At 39.1% G+C, this 22,550-nt stretch carries 19 protein-coding genes; 7 read left to right on the top strand and 12 right to left on the bottom strand.

Annotation, left to right across the window (positions count from 1 at the left end; translation table 11 throughout):
* Window positions 1–335: 335 nt before the first annotated feature.
* The 4 genes from HWV01_RS09775 to HWV01_RS09760 all read left to right on the top strand — a co-directional run bounded on the left by HWV01_RS09775 (window position 336) and on the right by HWV01_RS09760 (window position 4,575).
* Window positions 336–884, top strand: coding sequence for an ECF-type riboflavin transporter substrate-binding protein (locus HWV01_RS09775; RefSeq protein WP_211675190.1), 549 nt, complete (start codon window positions 336–338; stop codon window positions 882–884).
* Between the two features lie 6 nt (window positions 885–890).
* Window positions 891–2,585 (top strand): ABC transporter ATP-binding protein, encoded by a 1,695-nt coding sequence (locus HWV01_RS09770; protein ID WP_211675189.1) that lies wholly within the window; start codon window positions 891–893, stop codon window positions 2,583–2,585.
* 29 nt (window positions 2,586–2,614) lie between these two features.
* Window positions 2,615–3,505: an energy-coupling factor transporter transmembrane protein EcfT gene (locus tag HWV01_RS09765; protein ID WP_249185508.1), complete on the top strand. Its 891-nt coding sequence runs from the start codon at window positions 2,615–2,617 to the stop codon at window positions 3,503–3,505.
* A 236-nt stretch (window positions 3,506–3,741) separates the two neighbouring features.
* Window positions 3,742–4,575 carry a 4'-phosphopantetheinyl transferase superfamily protein gene (locus tag HWV01_RS09760; RefSeq protein WP_211675187.1) on the top strand — a complete coding sequence of 278 codons (834 nt, stop codon included), beginning with the start codon at window positions 3,742–3,744 and terminating at the stop codon, window positions 4,573–4,575.
* Here the strand turns inward: HWV01_RS09760 and HWV01_RS09755 are convergent.
* From HWV01_RS09755 to HWV01_RS09745, 3 genes are read right to left on the bottom strand one after another with little or no spacing between them, the layout of a single operon-like run.
* Complete coding sequence (locus HWV01_RS09755; RefSeq protein ID WP_211675186.1) at window positions 4,572–5,312, bottom strand: carbon-nitrogen hydrolase family protein; 741 nt, start codon at window positions 5,310–5,312, stop codon at window positions 4,572–4,574. The genes HWV01_RS09760 and HWV01_RS09755 overlap by 4 nt on opposite strands.
* A gap of 30 nt (window positions 5,313–5,342) precedes the next feature.
* Complete coding sequence (locus HWV01_RS09750; RefSeq protein ID WP_211675185.1) at window positions 5,343–5,780, bottom strand: GNAT family N-acetyltransferase; 438 nt, start codon at window positions 5,778–5,780, stop codon at window positions 5,343–5,345.
* Window positions 5,781–5,826: 46 nt separating this feature from the next.
* A complete protein-coding gene (locus tag HWV01_RS09745) occupies window positions 5,827–6,054 on the bottom strand; it encodes a DUF6500 family protein (protein ID WP_211675184.1) in 228 nt (75 codons plus the stop codon).
* Between the two features lie 579 nt (window positions 6,055–6,633).
* On the opposite strand from HWV01_RS09745, the gene HWV01_RS09740 reads away from it, so the two are divergent.
* Window positions 6,634–8,175, top strand: a complete 1,542-nt coding sequence (locus HWV01_RS09740) for a wax ester/triacylglycerol synthase family O-acyltransferase (protein WP_211675785.1) — start codon at window positions 6,634–6,636, stop codon at window positions 8,173–8,175.
* A 79-nt stretch (window positions 8,176–8,254) separates the two neighbouring features.
* Here HWV01_RS09740 and HWV01_RS09735 read toward each other — a convergent pair whose 3' ends face one another.
* Window positions 8,255–8,491, bottom strand: coding sequence for a TIGR02647 family protein (locus HWV01_RS09735; RefSeq protein ID WP_211675183.1), 237 nt, complete (start codon window positions 8,489–8,491; stop codon window positions 8,255–8,257).
* A gap of 186 nt (window positions 8,492–8,677) precedes the next feature.
* On the bottom strand, window positions 8,678–9,307 hold the full coding sequence (locus tag HWV01_RS09730; RefSeq protein WP_211675182.1) for a GDSL-type esterase/lipase family protein: 630 nt from the start codon (window positions 9,305–9,307) through the stop codon (window positions 8,678–8,680).
* A 199-nt stretch (window positions 9,308–9,506) separates the two neighbouring features.
* Here HWV01_RS09730 and HWV01_RS09725 point away from each other — a divergent pair, with 199 nt between their 5' ends.
* Window positions 9,507–10,790, top strand: coding sequence for a lipopolysaccharide biosynthesis protein (locus HWV01_RS09725; RefSeq protein WP_211675181.1), 1,284 nt, complete (start codon window positions 9,507–9,509; stop codon window positions 10,788–10,790).
* A gap of 281 nt (window positions 10,791–11,071) precedes the next feature.
* Here HWV01_RS09725 and HWV01_RS09720 read toward each other — a convergent pair whose 3' ends face one another.
* Window positions 11,072–11,614, bottom strand: a complete 543-nt coding sequence (locus tag HWV01_RS09720; protein ID WP_211675180.1) for a hydrolase — start codon at window positions 11,612–11,614, stop codon at window positions 11,072–11,074.
* Between the two features lie 412 nt (window positions 11,615–12,026).
* On the opposite strand from HWV01_RS09720, the gene HWV01_RS09715 reads away from it, so the two are divergent.
* Complete coding sequence (locus tag HWV01_RS09715) at window positions 12,027–13,607, top strand: PAS domain-containing methyl-accepting chemotaxis protein (RefSeq protein ID WP_211675179.1); 1,581 nt, start codon at window positions 12,027–12,029, stop codon at window positions 13,605–13,607.
* Window positions 13,608–13,651: 44 nt separating this feature from the next.
* Here HWV01_RS09715 and HWV01_RS09710 read toward each other — a convergent pair whose 3' ends face one another.
* From HWV01_RS09710 to fhuB, 6 genes are all read right to left on the bottom strand, one after another.
* Complete coding sequence (locus HWV01_RS09710) at window positions 13,652–16,717, bottom strand: efflux RND transporter permease subunit (RefSeq protein ID WP_211675178.1); 3,066 nt, start codon at window positions 16,715–16,717, stop codon at window positions 13,652–13,654.
* Complete coding sequence (locus tag HWV01_RS09705; protein WP_211675177.1) at window positions 16,717–17,832, bottom strand: efflux RND transporter periplasmic adaptor subunit; 1,116 nt, start codon at window positions 17,830–17,832, stop codon at window positions 16,717–16,719. Before HWV01_RS09705 ends, HWV01_RS09710 begins: the two co-directional genes overlap by 1 nt.
* A 1-nt stretch (window position 17,833) precedes the next feature.
* The gene (locus HWV01_RS09700) at window positions 17,834–18,868 is read right to left on the bottom strand and encodes an efflux RND transporter periplasmic adaptor subunit (RefSeq protein ID WP_211675176.1); all 1,035 of its coding nucleotides are present in this window, start codon (window positions 18,866–18,868) and stop codon (window positions 17,834–17,836) included.
* 452 nt (window positions 18,869–19,320) lie between these two features.
* A complete protein-coding gene (locus HWV01_RS09695) occupies window positions 19,321–19,848 on the bottom strand; it encodes a type II secretion system protein (RefSeq protein ID WP_211675175.1) in 528 nt (175 codons plus the stop codon).
* Between the two features lie 119 nt (window positions 19,849–19,967).
* On the bottom strand, window positions 19,968–20,429 hold the full coding sequence (locus HWV01_RS09690) for a GNAT family N-acetyltransferase (RefSeq protein ID WP_211675174.1): 462 nt from the start codon (window positions 20,427–20,429) through the stop codon (window positions 19,968–19,970).
* Window positions 20,430–20,554: 125 nt separating this feature from the next.
* Entirely contained in the window at window positions 20,555–22,516 is a 1,962-nt protein-coding gene (gene fhuB / locus HWV01_RS09685) for a Fe(3+)-hydroxamate ABC transporter permease FhuB (RefSeq protein ID WP_249185506.1), read from the bottom strand.
* Between the last annotated feature and the right edge of the window lie 34 nt (window positions 22,517–22,550).

Here is a 22,550-nt window from a genome sequence, read left to right as displayed (position 1 = left end):
ATACTATCCTACATATCTCTCATCTAATCTTACAAATTCATCATAAACTGAATTCATTAAGAATTAGGGTCATACATCGTTATTACCTTCTATTATAGTCGAGGAACAGTAATTGTATGGTTTTAAAAAATGTAAAACAGCGTATGCCATCACCTCATATACTTTAAAATCAGCTTTATAACCCATGCTTACTTTTCGCATCCGCCGTATATCTACACAATAAACGATTAAAATGTTAAATAATTGAGAAAAACAACAATTATTTCCTTAATAGTCTGTATTCCTGTATAATTCGCACCTTTAATTTTTCGCATTAATTTATCCCAAGGCTTATTATGAATCTTTCAGCTAAAACGGTTGTTGTGATTGCAATTGGTGCTGCTTTATACGGCATCGGCGGACTACCTATGTTTGGTATACCAGTGTTTGCAAACACGACGCTTAAACCTGCGATGGCAGTGCTTGCACTCTTCTCGGTATTATTTGGTCCATTTGTTGGTTTCTTAGTAGGATTTATAGGTCATTGGGTTACTGATTTATTCTCTGGCTGGGGTGTTTGGTTAACGTGGGTATTAGGCTCGGGTATTGTGGGTCTTATCATCGGGTTATTCCCTAAACTGACAAAAGGTCGTTTAGAAAAAGGGCAATTTTCGATGAAGGATATGGCACTTTTTGTTGCACTTGCCTTAGTCGGTAATACCGTCGGTTATGGCGTATCAGCACTACTCGATAGCATTCTTTACGCAGAACCGTTCAGTAAAGTCATGACGCAATTAACGATCATTGCAGCAGGCAATACGATATTAATTGGTATTGTTGGCTACATTCTACTGACTGCGTTTGCAAAGCGTAAAAAACAAAGCCGTAATCTGACCGAGGATTAATCAAAAATGACTATCGAATTTTCTGACTTCTCTTTTAAATATGCTTCGCAGGAAAAAGCGACACTAAAAGGCATAAATCTAAGGATAGAGAAAGGAGAGAAAATCGTCATTATTGGTCCAAGTGGTAGTGGTAAATCAACCCTTGGGCAATGCTTAAACGGTCTGATTCCGCATGCGATAAAAGGTGACTTGTCTGGTACCTTAACCATCAATGGTACGCAGGTATCAGGGTTACGTATGCAGGATTATAGCGAGGCAGTGGGCACTGTATTACAAGATACCGACAGCCAGTTTGTAGGTTTGAGCATTGGTGAAGATATTGCATTTTCGCTTGAAAACAACATGATTTCTCAAGCTGAGATGTTGTCTATCGTGCAGAAAACCGCCGCGATGGTTGATCTTGATGAGTTACTTGATCATTCACCATATGCATTATCAGGTGGTCAAAAACAACGTGTATCATTAGCGGGTATTTTAATTGATGATACAGACATTTTGTTATTCGACGAACCCCTTGCTAGCCTTGACCCAAAAACAGGTAAAGCCACTATCGAAATTATCGATCAGCTGCATCGAGATACTGGCAAAACCGTTATCATTATTGAGCATCGTCTCGAAGATGTACTACACCGCCATGTCGATCGCGTGATCTTAATGGAACAAGGCAAAATCATTGCCGATATGTCTCCGGACGAAATAATTGCTTCGCCGTTACTACAGGTTCATGGTATTCGTGAACCTCTCTATATCTCGGCATTAAAAGCAGCAAACTGCCCTATTCTAACGACTAATAATCCAGCTTATATTGAAAAGATGGATCTGAAACAATATCAAACGCCATTAACCAATTGGTTTCATGCGCAAGCCCCTATTGTTCACCCCCATACAAACGATACATTAATTGAAATCAATGATTTAACCTATTCTTATACTGGCGAAAAGAATGCCCTTGAAGGTATTTCGTTTAGCATTAATCGTGGTGAATTCGTTTCTATTTTAGGTAAGAACGGCTCGGGTAAATCAACCATCACCAAACTGATTATGGGCGTTATCGCACCAGATACCGGTAGTATTAAGCTTAATGGTGAAAATATTGCTGACTTATCTATCTTTGAGCGGGCTCAAAAGATTGGCGTTGTGATGCAAAATCCAAATCACATGATCTCTAATCATATGATTTTTGACGAAGTGGCGTTTGGTCTACGTAACCGTGGCCATGACGAAGTATTTGTTGAAGAAAAAGTATTACACGTACTGGGTTTATGCGGCTTAATTAAATACCGTCACTGGCCAATTGAAGCACTTAGCTATGGTCAGAAAAAACGCGTAACCATTGCCTCTATCTTAGCATTAGAACCTGAGTTACTTATTTTAGACGAACCAACCGCAGGACAAGATCATCGTAACTACACATCCATGCTGTCATTTATTAAGACACTAAACAAAACGCTGGGTATTACTGTTCTTATCATCTCTCACGATATGCACTTAGTGTTAGAATACACCACGCGTTCGATTGTTATTGCAGAAAGCAAATTAATTGCCAATGCCCCGGTTTCTCAAGTGTTCAGCGATCCTGCGCTACTTGACCGTGCAAACTTAAAAGTAACGAGCCTGTATACCCTTGCAAATGCTGTTGGTATCAAAAATACAGATAGTTTTATGCAGCAATTTATCAAATCTGAAGTGACGCCTTCATAATGACGCGCAACACAAATAATAAAAACAATATGAATAAAAACACGATAAAGAATACTTTTCATAACAACAAAAGTAACGTCAATAAAACTAAAAAAATCGATTTTGGTATTAACTATGTCAATACCAATTCAGCCCTACATCGGCTTAATGGTGTCACTAAGTTCGTCTTGTTTTTAGCTTGGGTAACAGTGGTGTTAACAACCTTTGATTTACGCCTTATTCTCGCGCTAATCATTACAGGTTGTACCTTGCTTAAATTAACTAAGGTGCCTTTTCCGGTTTACAAACCTTTGCTCATTGCCACGGCAAGTGTACTCACTATGAACGCATTGTTTATGTTCTTATTAGCACCACAGCAAGGCGTTGAATATATAGGTTCAAGTACCGTTTTGTTGTCGCTCTGGGGAAATTACTCCCTGACACAAGAAACCTTGTATTACCTGCTGACGGTAACGCTGAAGTATTTCAGTATGTTCCCAATTGCGTTGGTATTTGTCTTTACTACACATCCGACTGAGTTTGCTGCAAGTTTAAACCGCCTTGGTGTACCGTATAAAATTGCCTATGCAGTAAGCTTAACATTGCGCTATTTACCTGATGTGAAGAATGATTTTGTTAACATCATGCATGCACAGCAGGCACGTGGCGTGGATTTATCAAAGAATGTATCTGTACTGTCGCGTATTAAAAATGTGGCCAAGATCTTAGGGCCATTAATTTTCTCAAGCCTAGATCGCGCAGACGAGATTTCGAATGCGATGACATTACGTGGTTTTGGTCATAATAAGATGCGTACGTGGTACAGCTTAAAACCAATGACCAGACAAGATTACATTGTGATGGGGTTAATTACCTTGGTAGTAACGTTAGCCATTATCAAACGTGTTATGGCAACAGAGTTGTTCTGGTACCCATTCTAGCTGGTACTTTTTCTAGGTAAAATGACGAGCTAAAAGCTGTTGATGGCTTTTAGCTCTACTCTCTCTATCTTCCCTTTACTCATGCCTTAATTTAATTAAGCCAACGTCCAGCAATACGATAAATATTGCCAACATTGGGAGTAACACAGAATCAAGGTTGATTTATGTTCATTCTATATAATGATAAGATAGCTAAATGAGCTTACATTACATCACGTCACTCAATGGAATAAATAGTGCTTTCAACATCAGCAGATCAACTAACATTAGCTACGAATGAAATTCACCTGTGGTCAGTAGACCCGAAAAGAATCCAACAACCTGAATTATTACGTGCTTATAGTCGCCTGTTATCACCAGAAGAAACAGCAAAGCAGCAACGATTTCGTTTTGAAAAAGATCGCCACAGTGCATTAATCACCCGCGCTTTTATCCGTGATTTGTTATCACGTTATGCTGATGTGCCACCCACAGGCTGGAAATTTGTCAAAGGTGAAAAAGATAAACCCGAGATTGTTAACCCACCCCTGCCATTACGTTTTAATATCAGCCACACCGATAATATGATCATTTGCGCGGTAATGCTTAATGACGATATTGGTTGTGATGTGGAAAATACCAGCCGAACAAGTGATGTATTAAGTATTGCGAAGCACTCATTCTCTCAAGTTGAGGTCGAGGATTTACTCACTCAGCCTATAGCGCAGCAAGCGAGTCGTTTTTTTGATTATTGGACATTAAAAGAATCTTACATCAAAGCGTGGGGGTTAGGCTTGTCGATCCCGTTGAAAGACTTTAGTTTCACCCTACCGGATAACCACCAGCAGGTAAATGTTAGTTGTATTGAAAACATTAAATTAAGCTTTGCAGCTCACCGTGTAGACGATGCTAATATCTGGCGTAGTTGGTTGTTTTATCCCAACAACATTCACCGAGTCGCCTTGTCAGTTCGAGCTGCTAATAATAATCAAACTGCAGACTATAAAATGCGATTTTTTAATTCAATACCACTCATTAAAATAACTGAAACGACAAGCTTTATCCCTGATGTGAACACTATGATGGATTAAAGGTTAATTACTTGGCCTATCCAGTCGTTACCCTTCCGTTCAGCAATAACAAGTGCATTTTGACTTTCATCAGCACAAATAAGTTGACCAGACTTTGTCCAAATCGCACTCTTGCCTACAGGATCCCAATTACCGGTAGGCCTATTATGATTAGCCATTGCGACGAGCATATTGAACTCCCGAGCATAGCAGCTCATCAACTGAGTATCGGCGTAATAACCCCCCGCCGTGATTAACACACTCGCCATATATACATCAGCACCGAGTGCTGCACACCCTTTAGCATGTTCAATATGATTAGTATCAGCACAAATAGCATTAGCGACCGTTATATTACTCAGTTGAAAACTATGTCGCTTATCGCCAACTGAAAAATACGTCTCTTCACCGGAGTGTAAATTCATTTTGGCGTAGCTTTCTACTCGTCCTGTTGGATAAATAATGGCTAAACCAATATGTGGCAGTCCTGTCGTTAACAACGGTAGACCAACCCCTATTGTTATCTTGCTTAGTTTTGCAATATCAATGAGTGGTTGAAGACGCTTATCGTCAACAGTAAAAGCAAGGTTGGAGGCACATTCAGGCAGGTAACCTGTCAGTGATAACTCAGGAAATACAATATATGAAACACCTACAGATGCAGCTTTTTCAATAGCATTCATATGAACAGCTATATTTTCCGCTACATTACCGTCAACCGAAGCAATTTGCGCAACAGCCACTTTTATATTTTGCATTAATCTTCCTTGATAGATCCATAAATAACATTACTCATCACCTAAATACATTTCGAAAACATGCTGGGATTTAGTCGAGATAAAACCTATCCTTTCATAAAACTCATGTGTATCTTGACGCTTAGCATTACAGCGAACCCTTAACGCTATATTCTGATTCTGAGCTTGTTCGCAAGCAAACTCTACTAATTGTCGGCCAATACCTTTATTCCTTGCTTCAGGAGTAACGACTAAACCACCAATTTCAAAAAATGCCGCTGACGCTAATCGATGCGCTTTATAGACGTGAATCCAACCCAATATAATACCCGCATCTTCAAATACCCATACGTCATCATTCGATGAATCAATTAAACACTGAAGTCTTTCTTCAGCAACAAGTTGCGTAGCGATCTCGTAACCAAGATGTAAAGATAGTGCATTAATTGAATCTGAATCTTGTAGCCTTGCCATTCTGATATTTGTCACGAAACGTCCCCATGTTAATAATCTCCCTCGATATACGTAACAGCCTTCATTCGTTAGTCACCTCTGATTCCACCAACGCTTTTATTTTCACCGCTTTCTCAAAATGATCCAATTTATGCGTCATGATCCACCATTGTGCAGCTTCCATTAATAACGCTGGTTCATCATTCTTGTTCGCGAAGAACGCATAAAATGAGAGGCCAACATACGTCCCTTTTTTTTCTATTTTATTTTCACAAACGGCGATTATTTTATTTCTTAATATTTCTCTCATATACCCTAGTGATATCCATAAATAATGAAATAAACAATACCACATCTGTTTAACAATAATCCCAGCTTACTACTCAAAGGGGTTAAAAACGTCAATATCTCAATAAATTATAAATATTTATACAATTGATTAATACTTCAATTTTTTAGTCCATTAATAAATAATCAAAGAATTTACATCATTTTATTAAAATCCTTCAATAGCATTAAAATCTAGCCACCAATAAAGTTACCGATAACAATGTAATCGTTAACAAATATATACAGTTCATTATGCCAATCTACCTTCACCAATAACAAAAAACCTGCTACAAACATTCAATCATGAATCTAAAAAACACATTAAAACATTAACAATCAAAAAGTTAAAAGCAATTAAAGTACTATAATAAATCGTGAAAATATTTCATTTACGTAAATTTATGTCACAATGACATATCTCTTTATGAGTATCTGCGTATTATACATATAACTTTAACATCCGTGACAGTAAGTCATAACATCACACTATGATGATATGTGCGGTACGACTTAATCGGGCGTAATCTATCAATCACATTAGGAACATTAGAAAATGACTATGCAAGCACTCTCGTTAGTTGATATGGGATTTTTATACACAGAAACGGTGACTAGCCCAAAACACGTAGCAGGATTACAAATATTCTCAACACCAGAAAATTACTCTGGCAACTTTAGTCGAGACCTATTCGATAACTTAATGTCACAGCAAGAGATTAAAAAACCATTTAACCAAAAACTAAAAAAACAAATCACGGGTCAATATTTCTGGCAAAAAGATAACGACATCGATCTGTCATATCACGTACGTTTCGCGATGCTGCCACAGCCAGGTAATGAAGATCAGTTACTCAGTTTTGTTGAGCACCAACATGAAACATTACTCGATCGTAGTCGTCCATTATGGGAAATGATTTTAATTGACGGCTTAGCTGATAACAAATTTGCGATCTACGTTAAAGTGCACCATGCATTCACTGATGGTGCTAAAGCAAATCAACTAATCATGGCTTATTTGAGCAAAAATCCAGAATCACCAATGACCGCCTTTTGGGCTATTGATCACCCACAAAAAGCAAGAACAGAAAAAAGTGCATTGTCACTGCTATCTGATACTTCGAAACTTGTTACCAGCCATGTGAAATCAATTCCATCATTGACTAAACTCACCACAAAACTACTTTTTCAAGCTGCAAGCATGTACAAAGCAGATATGCCGACACCTTTTATGGCACCTAAAACACTATTTTCAGTTAGTCCAAAACGTGCTCGTCGTGCGGCAATGACATCACTGTCACTCTCACGAGTTAAAACACTTGGCCGCATAACTGGTGCCACAATTAATGATGTTGTTGTTACTGTTTGTGATATGGCTATCCATAACTACCTAAAAACACGTAACGTGGTACTTAAAAAACCATTAGTAGCGCAAATGCCAATAAGTTTACGCGATGCTTCAGACAAGGTGTCTAACAACCAAGTAGCGATTAGTTTAGTCGAATTAGCTTATGCCGGTGAGCATCCACTTGAACGTTTGATGACAGTCAAAGAGTCATGCGTCAGATTGAAAAGTGAAACGAGACTATTAACCAAAGAAGCATTAACGAGTTATACATTAGCAAGCCAAGGCCTCGCCGCTGCGAGTGAACTATTGCACTTGGATACAATATTACCGCCAATGGGCAATGTACTCATATCTAATGTGCCAGGACCAAGCACAGCGTTATATATGAAGGGTGCTAAAATGGATAAGTGCTTTCCAATTTCAGTACTACCACCGGGCATGTCTCTGAACATTACGCTATATAGCTACAACGGCTCTATTCATGTTGGTCTTGTGGCTTGTCGCTCTGCGTTACCAGACTTAACAGAACTAGCAAGCTACATCGATGATGCTTTTACTGAACTTGAAAATGAAGTGCTAGTCAGTGCCATTGAGACGGTGTCAGATCATATCTATTTATTATCATCGTCACAGCATAGTGACGATATAAAAAAAGAAAGCGTTGAAATCATTAGTAATATGGTCAACAACACACAGATACTAAGCCCTCGACCGGACGTTGATATTGAAGACTCTCGATTATGTGAAACAGCTTAGATCAGTAAATCAGTAGGAAAATTGCAGTTAGTAACCTATATAACAGCGGCTAACTGCTTTAGATAATAGCATTATTGATTTAGCTTAAAGGTGCTAAAACTCGGTGTAGATGATCTGCTATTTCAATACCGCTATCGGTTAAATACCCACCGTCGTCTCGTGTAATAAGCCCTTTTTCAAAAAGTGATTTCGCAGCACTAATAACAGAGGGGCCTGCTTCATTATGAACCTTAATACCTTCTAAATGAGATTTTGTTGGGAATTTAGCCAGTAATTTCATTTCTTCAAACAGTGTATCAGAATAATTGTTAGTCATAATTGCTCGCTTTTCTTAAATAGGAGAAGTTTCATCATAGGAGCTTCAAAGAATATTGCAAAATTAATAACAGAGTTAATAGGGGTAGATCAAAAAAAAACCTAAGAAAACGAACACTTAAGGGCTAATAGGTCAGTATTCATGCAACCATGTATGTTACACAAACACTTTATGCCTATTTAATGCTTAAATATTAAGGTTAGATAACAACGACGAACTTATTACTTGATATAGCAACTCATGTCCCGCGTTATTTGGGTGTAATCCATCGGCTGTTAAATAGCTTTCTTTACGATCATTGAATGGCGTGTAAACATCAATCAAATCGACATTATACTTCGCCGACAAAGCCAACAATGCTTGGTTATAACGACAAATGGTTTCATCATTGCGAATACGGTTATTTATATTCGGAATACCATCAAGCAGGGCTGAAATTGGCGTGACATTAATCAGAACAACAGCAGCTCCCTTCTCAATTGAAAACTCAATACAGCAGCGTAAGTTGTCAATATACGTTTCAATATCAACAAGGTAGTTACCGTCTTGCTTAGCAAGATCATTAGCGCCATACCCAAACAGCACGGTATCTTGTTTATCTACGGCTTGTCGGGTCAGAAACTCATGTTGAAAGCGTTGGATTAAACCATTTGTCGTTTCACCACTAATGCCCATGTTAAAGACACTTACCTTATCTTTACCCGTTTCCATAAATTGTTTAATTAAACGCGTTTTAATTCGGTCTGCCCAACCACCATACACAGCATCACTTTCACCACGTGTAATACTATCACCAAAACAAATTATACTCGCCATATACCCTAGCTCCGAAAATATTCATAAATAAACTATTGAAAGTAAACTACTACATATCTCAAAAAGTTAACAGCATAACCTAGCCTGTAATCAATGCATGAACAACAACGCAATTGCGAATGATTTTCAATTGCGTTACAATCATTAGCTACCGTCACTTCCGAGTGCTTATATAAACTAATTCGCGAATATAGCTGCCATGGAAAATACATCATTAAACCGCGTTAAAAATGCTTTTACCCAGGGCATTTGGGTTACATTAATTAGCATTGCTATCGGCTTTAGCTTTAAAGTTTGGTTGGCACACTGGATTCCAAAAGATGACCTTGCCCTCTTTCATAGTGTCGTTGATATCATTTCTTTATCGCTAATATTAATGACTGGATTTCGCTCATCCATGGTAGTGACTTATTCACAAACTCAAAATGACCGCGATATTATTAACATCTTCCGATATAGTTTAATCACCATGGTATTGATCACTTGGGGTTTGGTTATTCCTTATATTAAACATCAACTGCATATTGAAGTAAGTTATTACCAGTTGGTTGGTATCATATTTGGCATGGGGTTAAAAGTATATTTCACCAATCTTATTGCTATGTATCGGCTGTATAATATTTCCAATAAGGTAGTATGGCTAGAACCCCTAGCCAATGTGATCATGTTCTTCACTTGCTATTATCTACTTGGCCTAGACGCCCTTATTTCCCTCTTTTCAGGATTAACCTTATCATCACTCGCGATTGTTGTTTATATGTTTAAACATCGTCGTAAGGATACTTCTACACGCCCATTATCGAGTGAACATCTTAATCCCAACTTACTCAGCTTTGTAAAAAAGAGTTTTACCGCATCTTTAGAAGCGGGCGCAAGTATTTTAATGATATACATAACCGTACTGCTCACCATTCGTCATTTTAGTATTGACGAACTCGGTGATTTCCAAGTTGTTGTACGACCGGTATTTACCTATCTAACATTACTGTTTGTTTTTCCTATTTACCGTTTTGTATTACCCGAATTAGCGGTTTGTGTGCGCAATGGTGACCATCAACAAATTAAGCTTATTCGTAATTGGATATTTAAGATATCAGCCCTTATAAGTAGCAGCTTTTTCGCGATTATGCTGCTGTTTGGCAATACGTTAGTTTTAACAATTTTCCCAGCAGAATATGACGGTGCTATCCCTGTCCTATTGCATTTTTCGATGTTTTTCATCTTCCTTATGCTTAATGCTTATCAACTATGCTACATAAAAGCACATGGCCGTTTCATGCACAGTCTGTGTATTCGCATCAGTGGTATCGTCACTTTGGTCGTTTCGTTCGAGCTATTCAATCAGTTTACTGACAATGTAGTAGCCATTATTGTGGCACTTTGTTGTGGTTACTTGATGATGTTCATTCTATCCAGTGTTGTTGAACGACAAATACTGAAAAGCTATAACATCACGATTTATCGCCAGCCAAGTCTCAACTAAACCCCCGTAACCAACACGATAACCGCCCCAATGGTGCCGCTCATGTATCATTACGAGTTGGCCCGAGATCAGAAAAAGCCATGTGGTTCGTATACTATAAAGATTCAAAACACAGTGCGCGAGTCAAATGCTTTTATGCGTTTTTTCATGAACGATTGAAGAAATTAACAGAGCTAGAGAACAAATAACGTGGTGATAAATTGAGCCGGAGACAAGCACTTCCGGCTAAACGAATCGCGTGAATAAATATGTTAAGACTTGCTTGTATTATTACGCTATGTTTATTTAACTAATTTACTGATCTCTTTAAAGATTGGGTTTTTAGCATTCTTTGTCAGTTCAAATAGAATTGATTCATACGTTGTTGGTATAACACCCGCCTGAATTAATCGTTCAATCGCCATTTTAGAATCCAATTTAGAACGAGAGCTCACACAGTCTGTTACAAGAACAGGCTGTAACCCCTCAGCAAGTAAATCTAAACACGTTTGTAATACGCAAACATGCGTCTCTATTCCTGCAACAATTACCACTTTTTTATCCGTATTTTTAATCGCTGCCAACGTATCTTCATTACCACAGCACGAAAAGGATGTTTTTTCGAAATGAGGTGCCGATTCAACTAATGTTTGTAACGCAGGGATGGTATCACCGAGACCTTTCTTATACTGCTCATTAATAATCAAAGGCACATTATTAAGTTGTAAGCCTTTAATTAACGTAACTAGATTTTTTTCCACAGTTTCTTTATTTTTCATGTGTGGAAAAAGCCTTTCCTGAACATCAACTAAACAAAATACGGTATCTTGTACATTGATTCTCATATTATTCCCCTCAATAATTTTTAAGTGTTTCCATTTAAATATCATTTAAAGAATAAAAGCTCCTGTCGTTAAAGTCGAGCAACGTCATTATAAAACAATGGGTATCTCACTCGATTTTTTATATCTGCGATCTGCAGACTAAGCCAATGTAAATGCCAAAGCGTCCGCAACAAGAAACTCAGATTGTAAAAATAGACAAAACGAAGAATTTAACATCCTGAATATGAAATTCAACATTAAATAAATCAGCGATAAATAATTGATAATAAAATAAAAATAAAAATAAATTATATTACCCTACAAATACACAACTAAGATACCCAATTAAGTGCTATCTTAACTCTTTACCTTACATTACATAAACTTACATTGACTTACACCACCTTACACTGGATGTAATACGGAGAGAATAATGGCAGTATCAGTAGTAGCAACAACAAAGCAGTACAACAATGAAGTCGATTACTCAGAATCAGTAAACCTTATTTCAACAACCGATCCGCACAGTAACATCACGCACACAAATCAACATTTTGCTGATGTTGCTGGCTACACAGCGGATGAGATGTACAGACAACCGCATAATTTAGTCCGTCATCCAGATATGCCCAAACAAGCCTTTGAACAACTATGGCAATATATCGGCACAGGCAAAAGCTGGATGGGATTAGTAAAAAACAGCTGTAAAAATGGTAATCATTACTGGGTATCCGCTTTTGTCACACCAATTAAAGACGCACAAGATAAAGTAATAGAATATCAATCAGTTCGCAGTAAACCTGATCGGGAATCAGTAAACAGAGCGTCAAAACTTTATCAATCAATGCAAAAAGGTAAGGTACCCTCACTTTTTGACCTACGTTGGAAACAAAACACAATGTTGCTTGCCCTCGCAGGTCTCAGTCTGTTGCTTTTAGCTGCACAATTATTTAATTCAGGTATCACTTTGTTAACGACAGCGACAGTAGCAGCTGTCTTATGCTCATTTTTAATAATCTGGTACACACAAAGCAGAATTAAACATTTAACTAAACTAGCTAAGGATGCATACGATAACCCGTTAATGGAATATGTTTATACGGGTAAGAAAGATGACTTTTCAACAATAGAATTAGCCTTAAAAATGCGTCAATCAGAGCTACGAGCTATTGTCGGCAGAGTAAGTGAAACATCGACAGATATTCTAAAATCAGCTGAAAATGAGCTTAGCCAAACCCAGCGAATACAGACAAACCTGCGCCAACAAAATGAGGCGACAGAACAGGTCAGTGTTGCGATGGAACAAATGTCATTATCTGTTCGTAATATATCAGAAAGTGCCGTACAAGCATCATCATTGACTTCTGAAGCACAGGAAATGTCAACTGAAGGGCAGCAAAGTGTTGAAACAACGATCAATTCAGTTCATTCATTACACCAGGAATTAGATAATTCAAAGCGAGTCATCAATGTGTTGTCAGAAGACTGCCTACAAATAGAAACGATTCTAGATGTGATTGGTGCTATCGCAGATCAAACCAACCTATTAGCTCTAAACGCTGCGATTGAAGCAGCACGTGCAGGTGATCAAGGTCGTGGTTTTGCAGTCGTTGCAGATGAAGTGCGTTCCTTAGCTAAAAAAACGCAGGAATCAACAGGTGAGATCCAGCAAATGATAAGGAAACTACAGCAATCAGCTAATCAAGCAGTTAATTCCGTTGATCATGGCGTAGAACTATCACGCCAATGTAACGATCAAGCCGCTGAAACTGGTGAACATTTGGCTAAAATTAATAATAAACTAAGATTAGTCACAGATAGCAGTCACCAGATAGCTTCCGCTGTAGAAGAACAAGCGAGTGTTAGCGATGAGATTTCACGTAATGTTGAGCATATTGGTCAACTGAGTGAAGCAACTTCAAGAACCAGTAATGAATCTGTTCAAAGTACTCATGAGTTAGTTAACAGATTAGAAGCAATGCAACGCTTAATTAATCAATTTCAAAAATACTAAAAAAAAGGAGCCTATAATGGCTCCTCCTTCATTTTCTCATCACGCTATTTTTCTATTATTTGTAATCTATGGAACATACTATATAACACAGGTACAACAATCAGTGTCAGTACAGTAGCAAATCCTAAACCAAACATGATAGTAACAGCCATAGGTTTGAAGAACACATCGGGTAATAACGGGATCATACCTAATACCGTTGTGATTGCCGCCATACAAACAGGACGAACACGGCTAACAGCTGCATCAACAACCGCTTGATACTTTTCTTTACCAGTGTGAATCTCGAGCTCAATTTGATCAAGCAATACAATACCATTCTTAACCAGCATACCTGACAGACTCAAGAAGCCCAACAGAGCCATAAAACCAAACGGTGTATTTAGCGCTAGTAGCCCTGTTGTTACACCAATAATAGCTAGAGGGACGGTTGCCCATACAATCACCGCATTTCTCACATTATTAAATAAGAAGACCGTAATTAAGAACATGAACAAATAGCCCATAGGCATCGTTTGGAATAATGATGCTTGCGCTTTCGAAGACGATTCATATTCACCACCCCACTCGAGTGAATAACCCGGAGGGAAATCGAGACCTTCGACTAACGGTTGAATACGTTTTTGCAACGTTGCTGCCGTTTCATCACCTAAAGGATCGGGATCAGCAAATATGGTCAACATACGTTTACGGTTTTTACGCACGACAATCGGATCTTCCCAACGAATATTAACCGCTAATACCACTTGTTGTAGTGGCACATAACCTTTCAATACAGGACTCCAGATCTTCATACCTTCAATCGTACTGATATCCACACGTTCTTTTTCAGGTAATCGGGCAATTATGGGTAACAGGTTTGTACCGTCACGATAAATACCAACGGTCAGACCAGAAAATGCCATTTGCAATAAATCGTCAACGTCTGATTTAGTAATACCATATCGACGAGCCTGGCTTTCGTTAAATACAGGCTCAATCACTTTAGTACGTTCACGCCAATCATGACGCACGTTAAATGCCCCTGGATCGGCACGCATAATATCAGTTGCTTTCTGTGCTAAGCCACGTAATACCGTTGGATCTGACCCGACTAAACGCGCTTCAATTTTAGAACCTGATGAAGGCCCTAACTCAATACGTTTTAGTTTATATTCAATATCAGGGTGTTGTGAGTCAAGTTGCCCACTCACTTTACGTAACATTGGCATGACATCGTCATAGTCTTCAACACGGATAATTAACTCACCGTACGCTGCATAGCTTTTCTCTGGTGCGTAGGTCAACATAAATCGCTGAGAACCTTTACCCGTGCTTGAAGATACATGTGATACACCCGCATTGGCCCTCACCATCACTTCTAATTCACGTAGCTTTTCATTGGTAGCACGAATATCAGTACCTTCCGGTAGCCAAACATCAATCATAAACATTGGTGTTGTTGACGAAGGGAAAAATGATTGCTTTAACTGCGTAAAACCATACAAACTTGCCGCTAACATTAAGATTAATGCGAATACTGTTGTCCACGCATTTTTCATGCATGCTTCTAATGCGCGTTTATAAACAACAAAGACAACCCCTTTATACGGGTCATTATCTTCACTTTCGGCATCAACTTTAATACCTTTAAAGAACATATCGGCAAAAAATGGCGTCAGTGATATGGCCGTAAACCAGCTTAGCATCAACGAGATAAGTAACACACTAAATAACGTTTGGGTATATTCACCCGTTGAATCTTGTGATAAACCAATAGGAGCAAATGCAGTGACAGCAATAACCGTTGCACCTAATAAAGGCCATTTAGTCTGCGTGACAATGTCGGTTGCCGCCTGCAAACGCGTCCGGCCTTTTTGTACCCCAATTAAAATACCTTCTACCACGACGATGGCGTTGTCCACCAGCATACCTAATGCAATCACCAATCCACCAAGTGAAATACGCTGTAGATCAATTGCCATCATATTCATGAATACAAACGTACCCAAAACGGTAAGCAATAAAATTAACCCAATTAAAACACCAGCTCGAATCCCCATGAATAAAAGTAAAACAATGATAACAATACCTATCGCTTGACCTAAGCTGATAATGAAGCCTTTTACTGACTTATCAACTTCATCGGGTTGGCTATATACAATATCTATATCGATACCAATCGGTTGTTGCTCTTTAAGCTCTGCGAGACGTTGATAAACCCCTTTGCCCATTTCGACAACATTAACACCAGAAATAAATGACACGCCCACATTCAATGCGACTTTGCCATTAAAAGTCACTAAGTTATCGGGAACTTCTTTAAAACCACGCTTAATCGTTGCTACGTCACGTAGATAAATCAGCCCCTGTGCACCATTTTCTGTAATAATTAAATCGCCTAGCGAGTCAACATCGGAAAACTCGCCCGTTGGGTGAATACGGATGTATTCAGTACCCATCCTTACCGCACCAGCACTGGATACCAAGTTTTGCGCTGCCAGCGTATTGTAAATAGTCGTAGGTGAAATACCCAAACTACTTAAACGTTGCATCGACATTTCAATAAAGACCTGCTCTTGCTGCACACCAGATACAGATACTTTACCAACACCATCGACCAACTCGATTTCTCGGCGTAAATAGTCAACATAGTCATTCAGTTCTTTGTAAGAATAACCATCACCCGTTATCGCCAGCAAAATACCGTATACATCACCAAAATCATCAATCACTGATGGTTCAGCCACACCTGGCGGTAAATGGGATTTTATATCATTCACTTTCCGACGTAACTCATCCCAAATTTGTGGTAAATCATCCGGACCATAGTTATTCTTCATCGTCACGGTAATTTGTGACAAACCGCGGCTCGAAATAGAGTTTACCTCATCAACATATGTTAATTGCTGAATTGCTTTTTCAAGCGGATAAGTGACCTCTTCTTCAACTTGTAATGGCGTAGCCCCCGGGTAAGATGTCACGACCATCGCATCTTTAATTGTAAATGCAGGATCTTCTAATCGACCTAATCCGAAAAAGGCCATCGTACCTCCAATTAAGAAGATAAGCGTGATCATCCAGCTGATCACTTTATTTTTAATAAAATAGGCGGCGATATCTTGTTTCATTATTGTCCAGCCTCTTCAGTATCCGTTGAATTATTGATTGAATCATCGAAAATTTTGATCGATTGACCTTCACGTAAACGGTTGCCACCAGCAACCACAATTTTCTCACCGACTGATAAGCCCGAACTTAAACGAACACCGTCATTGACCACTTTACCCGTCACAATTTGACGCTTACTCACTGTATTATCATTGTTCACAACCCAAACAAATTTTTGCGTTAAATTCAAATCATCGCCATCTTCATTTAAAATAGCTTCGAGCGGAATAAAGGGTTCATTGGTCTTATAAATATTTAGCTTTTGAGCATCAGCCCGCACTTCAACAGCCATCCCATCAAGAATAAATCTATCTTTAGGCATTGGCATCGTCAGTGTAACGACAAATGAGCCCACTTCGGGATCCGGTTCAGTAGTGAACTCTTTTAAATGTGCTTCGTACTCTGTGCCATCAGCCGCAATGATCTTAGCGCCAGGTCTAGAGGCTTCAACTTGTACCGCCGAACTTTTAGAATAAATAATGTCCGGTGCTTGTAATTGAATATCGACCGTCGTTGTGCTGTGAATATTCATCACCTGCTGACCCACTTGCACATTTTCAAACTGCTGAATTGGTACATGTGAAATAACACCTGAAAACGGCGATCTCAACGCCGTGAAACTTAAATTTAACTTGGCTATATCCAACCTTGCTTTAGCAATACGACGCTGCGCTTTAAGCTCATCAAATTGAGACGGCGCAATATAACCTTGATCAACAAGCTTTGCCGAACGACGATATTGGCTATCTGCAATCGCGTATTCAGCTTTTGCGTCATCAACTTCTAAACGGTAATAAGTAGGATCAATTTGAGCAAGTATTTGCCCCTGAGTCACTCGGTCACCGGGACGAACCCTCACAGATGTAACTTCGCCTTGCAATCGGAAAGACAAACTTGATTTATCCGCTGCAACCGCAACCGCAGGAAACGATAACTTCGCCGTTTCTTCCGCTAATTTCACTGTATCGACTTTAACTAACTGCACTTTTTGTCTTGGCTCAACAATTAGTTTTTCACAACCTTGTAATATTGTCATCGCACTAAGCGCAATAATAATAGAGGGAAGTTTTTTCATGTTACAGTCCTCGTTCCTTGACCCACGGTCTCACTTTCTGACCTTCGCGCAATTGATTTACACCCGAGATCGCAACGTTATCACCATCGTTCAATCCCTTCGTAACACGCCTGTTTTCATCTAATTCGATTTCACGCTTGTGAACAATACCTTGATCATCAACCTGCCATACAAAATATGAACCACCCTTTTTCATTAACGCTTGTGGTGAAATACTACCAACACTGCCTTTTGGAAGCGCAATACGGACTGAACCAGCCATTCCAGGTAAAATGTTCTTGCCTTCAGGGCGATCCATAAACAAGGTTACTTTATAACTGGAATTTGTTGCATTTGCTTCGGTATCAATTTCTTTAAATTGAGCAGGAAATGCTTCGCCCGGGATAGTATCGAAAATAACGGTAGGGTTACGACTATATTCATTATTGAAACGCGTAAGTAGTTGTTCAGGCAATTGGAATGTTACATTGATAATACCCGCACGCTGAATATGCATCACAGGTTCTTTCGCCATTACATATTCATGATTTTCCTTTAAGGATAAGGATAAAGTACCATCATAAGGGGCTACCAAGGTCGCATAACCGAGATTGGATTCTTGCTTGCTTAACGCCGCTTGCGCTTGGTTTCGCTTAGCCTTAGAAGTATCGTATGCTAATTCAGAAACAACATTGGTTTTACGCAATTTAGCATCACGTTTAAACTGTACCGAAGCCAATTCATAATTTGCCTGTGCCTGTTCGACTTGTAATAAAAACTCATCTTGGCTCAAACTAGCAAGCTTTTGCCCTTTCACAACATTGTCGCCGGGGTTGGCATCAACCGAGAATAAAAGACCTGAAACACGGAATGCAAGTACCGCTTTGTCGTCGGCTTCAACCACCCCAGGAAAGGTACGAAATGTATCTTTAATACCGACATCAACCGCTTGTAACTTAACAGGCCGGGAGTCTGGTTCAGGTATTACAACCTGTTCCTCACTGCAGCCAGATAATAGCAAACTGGTAATAACTGTAGTTGCTAAAATTCCCTTCATATACTATCTCCAATAAGACACTGACACTTACGTTTTTCAAGTAACGTTAAAACATGGCAAGCCGTCACATTAAACTCTTACTCAATAATAGCGTTGTAAATAGTATTTACAACGGCTTATCTACTATATGCATATATCAAGCGTATAAAATCACGCCGATTAATAAAATGCTTAATACAGACAATGGAAACCATTAAATGATTCAAAAAATACCTCAATGTTAAATAGTGTGTGCAAATACCGTACACTAATGACAATTCAAAATGAAAAAATTTGGATTATCGTTACTCACTTGCAGTATTTTACTCGCAGGATGCAATGACAGTAACAAGCTCTTTCACCGGGCGATGATCAGTTGGCGGTATTTGATGGGGACAATTGGTAAAGAGGAATAACCCTGTAATGGTATAGGAGTCAGCTCGGGCTCCTACTCTTACAAGTTGACAGCGAAACTAACAGCCCGAATCTTCGAAACCAATAACAGGCTGAGAACCTTCAATTTCTAAATTAGCGTAGTAGGCAAAGCAACTTCCAAGTACATGTCCATTTGGCCAAAAGAAAACAACATGCCCAGATGTAACGCCATCAATAACCGGTTCATTCATATAACTACGATTACCAAGAATACAAAATGCAGAATCATCACAAGGTACAGTTAACCAATTTGGAGTCCATATTGAACTCGGTAAATCCATATTCAAAAAATAGCGCATCTGTCTTGCATCTGGCTTAGGATTACCAGCCACTAATGTGACCGTATTACCATTATAATTAACACTCGTTTCTGACCCGTCAATTTCTTTACGCACATTAACCAAGCCTATTGCCGCTTTCAACGTCGCACTGGCGCTCTGCACAACGGCACTCGTTGCATCGTGCTTCATATGAATAAATTTAGGGATGACTGTCACGGCTAGAACACCTAAAACGATGATCACTATGACTAATTCAATTAATGTAAAACCGTTATTGTTTTCCATAACATCAACTCATTCTAGCTTAATCGGAAACATGATATAAATATAGAATGAGTACTCTAACTTGTTAACAAAATAAATCAATACTCTAAAAGCGTAATATAATTACCCACTGAGAGATTTTAATGACATAAAGTCAATTCCATTGGCATATCTTTAATACCTGCTCTTTCCCGAACGCCACTCACAGGCACAAAGCCAAATTTTAGATATACGTCTGTCGCATTTATAGCTGAATTAACCGTAAACAGACCTTCGTTACCATTGGTAAAGCATACGTCTCTTGCCAGTTCCCATAACGTTCTAGATAACCCCTTCCCTTGTTGTGAATCAGCAACAAATAAATGGTACAAATGCGCATTATCTTTCATCCCGACAACACCAACTAGTTCGCCATTTAATTCTGCGACATGATATTCATGGCCTGCATCTAAATAGTTAGCGATACAATTTGGTGCCATAGAGTTCAGAATTAGCTGCCCACCCTCTTTGCTACAAGTAGGTAAAATGTATTTAATGACAAGTGGCGTGATTAACTGGCTGATTGCATCAATATCATCTAACTCGGCTTTTCTTATTATCATCAAATATCCTTAGCGTGCTAGCGGTTCGTTTATACCTAACCTACACGCTAAGAAATTGTAATTCAACACATAATAATCAAACAACCAGAGTAATATTATCAAATATAATACCTGTTCAATTGGCCCTAAGTAGTTAATCGACCTTTAATCAATAAGAAAATAAAATAGCTTCCACCGATAAGAGAAACCAGAATACCAGCAGCCAACTGAGCCGGATATAACACAACCTGACCAAGCCAATCAGAAAATTGCACTAAAAATCCCCCCAGTAACGCGCTAACCAACAGTTGTTGTTTGACACTTTTTGCGCCTAACATCGCAGCCATATGAGGTGCAAGTAAACCAATAAAGGCAACAGGTCCCATATTAGCAGTGACAAACGCCACCAGTAATGCGACCAAACAGAGTAATAATACAAACGCCGCGGATCCATTTAACCCTCGCGAAAACGCCATTTCTTTGCCCGCAGATATTAATGTTAACCAACGTGACAGTGAAAACGCTAATAGTAATAATAACATGACACTCACGGCAAGAGTCACCGCTTGATCTGCACTAACTCTGTAGCTAGAACCCGCCAACCAAGCTAAAATACCATAAACATCATCATTACCACGCGCTAGCGCAAATTGTACAAAGGCTTCAATTAATGCCGTTAACGCAATACCAGTAAGAATTAATTTCGGCGGTGAATAATCATGTTTTTTACCTAAAAGTAAAATAATCACTAACGCCCCCATAGCACCAACAAATGCAACCAGTGGACCCGCTTCGAAAATAGTAATACCCCAAAACATACTCGCAAATACTAACGCAAAAATAGCCCCTGCTGAAATGCCTAAAATATCAGGGCTCGCAAGAGGATTATGAATCAAACGTTGTAAAATTGTACCAGCAACCGCTAAGCCAGCCCCCGCAGATAAAGATGTTAAAATACGCGGCCATCGTATCGACCAAGAAAATGCATCAGGCCATGCGAATGTCCAAGCGCTATCTTGCATAACGAAGACACTTGATAACGTCACAGAGAGCAGCAGACTGACTAAAATAGCAATAAAAACCCGACTATTTAAACGACTAATACCTTGTGGTAAACGAAATACCATTTGATCTTGTGCCTTTAAGGCACTTCGACTAAACCAAATAAGCGCAGGTGCACCAATCACTGCGGCTGCGGTTCCACTCGGTATAAAATCGAGTGTAAACTGACTTAACCATGCGGCTAAACTATCCGTTAACACTAAAAATAGCGCCCCTAATAACAAGCTATAATAGAGTTCATCACGTGCGGTTCTTGCGCCTAAAAATCGGGCTATATTAGGCGTTAATAATCCAACAAAACCGATCACACCAACGGCTGTAATTACAGATGATATTAGCCATACACCTACTAGTAATAACAGCAAAAATACCGGCATAATGTTAAGACCTCGAGCGCTCGCACCTTGCTGACCAATACGCATTAACGTTAATACTCGTGGTGCTACCGCTAAAATGATCAAACCAACCAGCATACGTGGCATTAACCAATACACCCAATCCCAACCATTTTGAGCAAGATCACCTGCGCCCCAAATAAACAAATTTTTAGCATATTGATCATTAAGTAAAATAACCGCAGTCGCCAATGCACCAAGTAATAAATTAACCGCCATTCCTGCAAGAATAACGGGCAAACCTGAAAGGTTATTAAGTCCAGTAATCAGTAACACTAACGCCATTGCCAATAACGCCCCAAATAAGGCAAAAATATTACTATTTTCAATACCTAAATCAGGAAAAAATACCGCCACTAATACCAAGGCTAACCAAGCACCCGAAGAGGTGCCAAAAGTCAATGGCGATAACAGTGGGTTTTGCGTTAACTGTTGCATTAAACTGCCGACTAAACCTAAGCTTGCCCCCACCAAAATAGCAATAACCAAGCGTGGTAAAATAGCGAAAACAAAATCGACCTCAACAAACACGCGTGGTTCTAAACCACAGATTAATGCTAACTGCTCAGTGATCGTTAATTCAGTTTGTAACTGCAACGATAAAAACAGCGCTAGCATCAACGCCAGCACTGTCATTAAATACCTCAACATCTATCTTCCCGCTCTAACAAGTTTCTATTTAAGT

It is taken from the genome of Moritella sp. 5 (assembly GCF_018219455.1).
GTDB lineage: Bacteria > Pseudomonadota > Gammaproteobacteria > Enterobacterales > Moritellaceae > Moritella.
The sequence above is the reverse complement of the archived record's forward strand: the minus strand, read 5'-3'. Positions and strand labels throughout refer to the sequence as shown.

Bases quoted from the DNA above. Each gene is read 5' to 3' on its own strand.
- HWV01_RS09775 (WP_211675190.1), top strand. From the start codon at position 336: ATGAATCTTTCAGCTAAAACGGTTGTTGTGATTGCAATTGGTGCTGCT.
- HWV01_RS09770 (WP_211675189.1), top strand. From the start codon at position 891: ATGACTATCGAATTTTCTGACTTCTCTTTTAAATATGCTTCGCAGGAA.
- HWV01_RS09765 (WP_249185508.1), top strand. From the start codon at position 2,615: ATGAATAAAAACACGATAAAGAATACTTTTCATAACAACAAAAGTAAC.
- HWV01_RS09755 (WP_211675186.1), bottom strand. From the start codon at position 5,312: ATGCAAAATATAAAAGTGGCTGTTGCGCAAATTGCTTCGGTTGACGGT.
- HWV01_RS09745 (WP_211675184.1), bottom strand. From the start codon at position 6,054: ATGAGAGAAATATTAAGAAATAAAATAATCGCCGTTTGTGAAAATAAA.
- HWV01_RS09740 (WP_211675785.1), top strand. From the start codon at position 6,634: ATGCAAGCACTCTCGTTAGTTGATATGGGATTTTTATACACAGAAACG.
- HWV01_RS09735 (WP_211675183.1), bottom strand. From the start codon at position 8,491: ATGACTAACAATTATTCTGATACACTGTTTGAAGAAATGAAATTACTG.
- HWV01_RS09730 (WP_211675182.1), bottom strand. From the start codon at position 9,307: ATGGCGAGTATAATTTGTTTTGGTGATAGTATTACACGTGGTGAAAGT.
- HWV01_RS09725 (WP_211675181.1), top strand. From the start codon at position 9,507: ATGGAAAATACATCATTAAACCGCGTTAAAAATGCTTTTACCCAGGGC.
- HWV01_RS09720 (WP_211675180.1), bottom strand. From the start codon at position 11,614: ATGAGAATCAATGTACAAGATACCGTATTTTGTTTAGTTGATGTTCAG.
- HWV01_RS09715 (WP_211675179.1), top strand. From the start codon at position 12,027: ATGGCAGTATCAGTAGTAGCAACAACAAAGCAGTACAACAATGAAGTC.
- HWV01_RS09710 (WP_211675178.1), bottom strand. From the start codon at position 16,717: ATGAAACAAGATATCGCCGCCTATTTTATTAAAAATAAAGTGATCAGC.
- HWV01_RS09705 (WP_211675177.1), bottom strand. From the start codon at position 17,832: ATGAAAAAACTTCCCTCTATTATTATTGCGCTTAGTGCGATGACAATA.
- HWV01_RS09700 (WP_211675176.1), bottom strand. From the start codon at position 18,868: ATGAAGGGAATTTTAGCAACTACAGTTATTACCAGTTTGCTATTATCT.
- HWV01_RS09695 (WP_211675175.1), bottom strand. From the start codon at position 19,848: ATGGAAAACAATAACGGTTTTACATTAATTGAATTAGTCATAGTGATC.
- HWV01_RS09690 (WP_211675174.1), bottom strand. From the start codon at position 20,429: ATGATAATAAGAAAAGCCGAGTTAGATGATATTGATGCAATCAGCCAG.
- fhuB (WP_249185506.1), bottom strand. From the start codon at position 22,516: ATGTTGAGGTATTTAATGACAGTGCTGGCGTTGATGCTAGCGCTGTTT.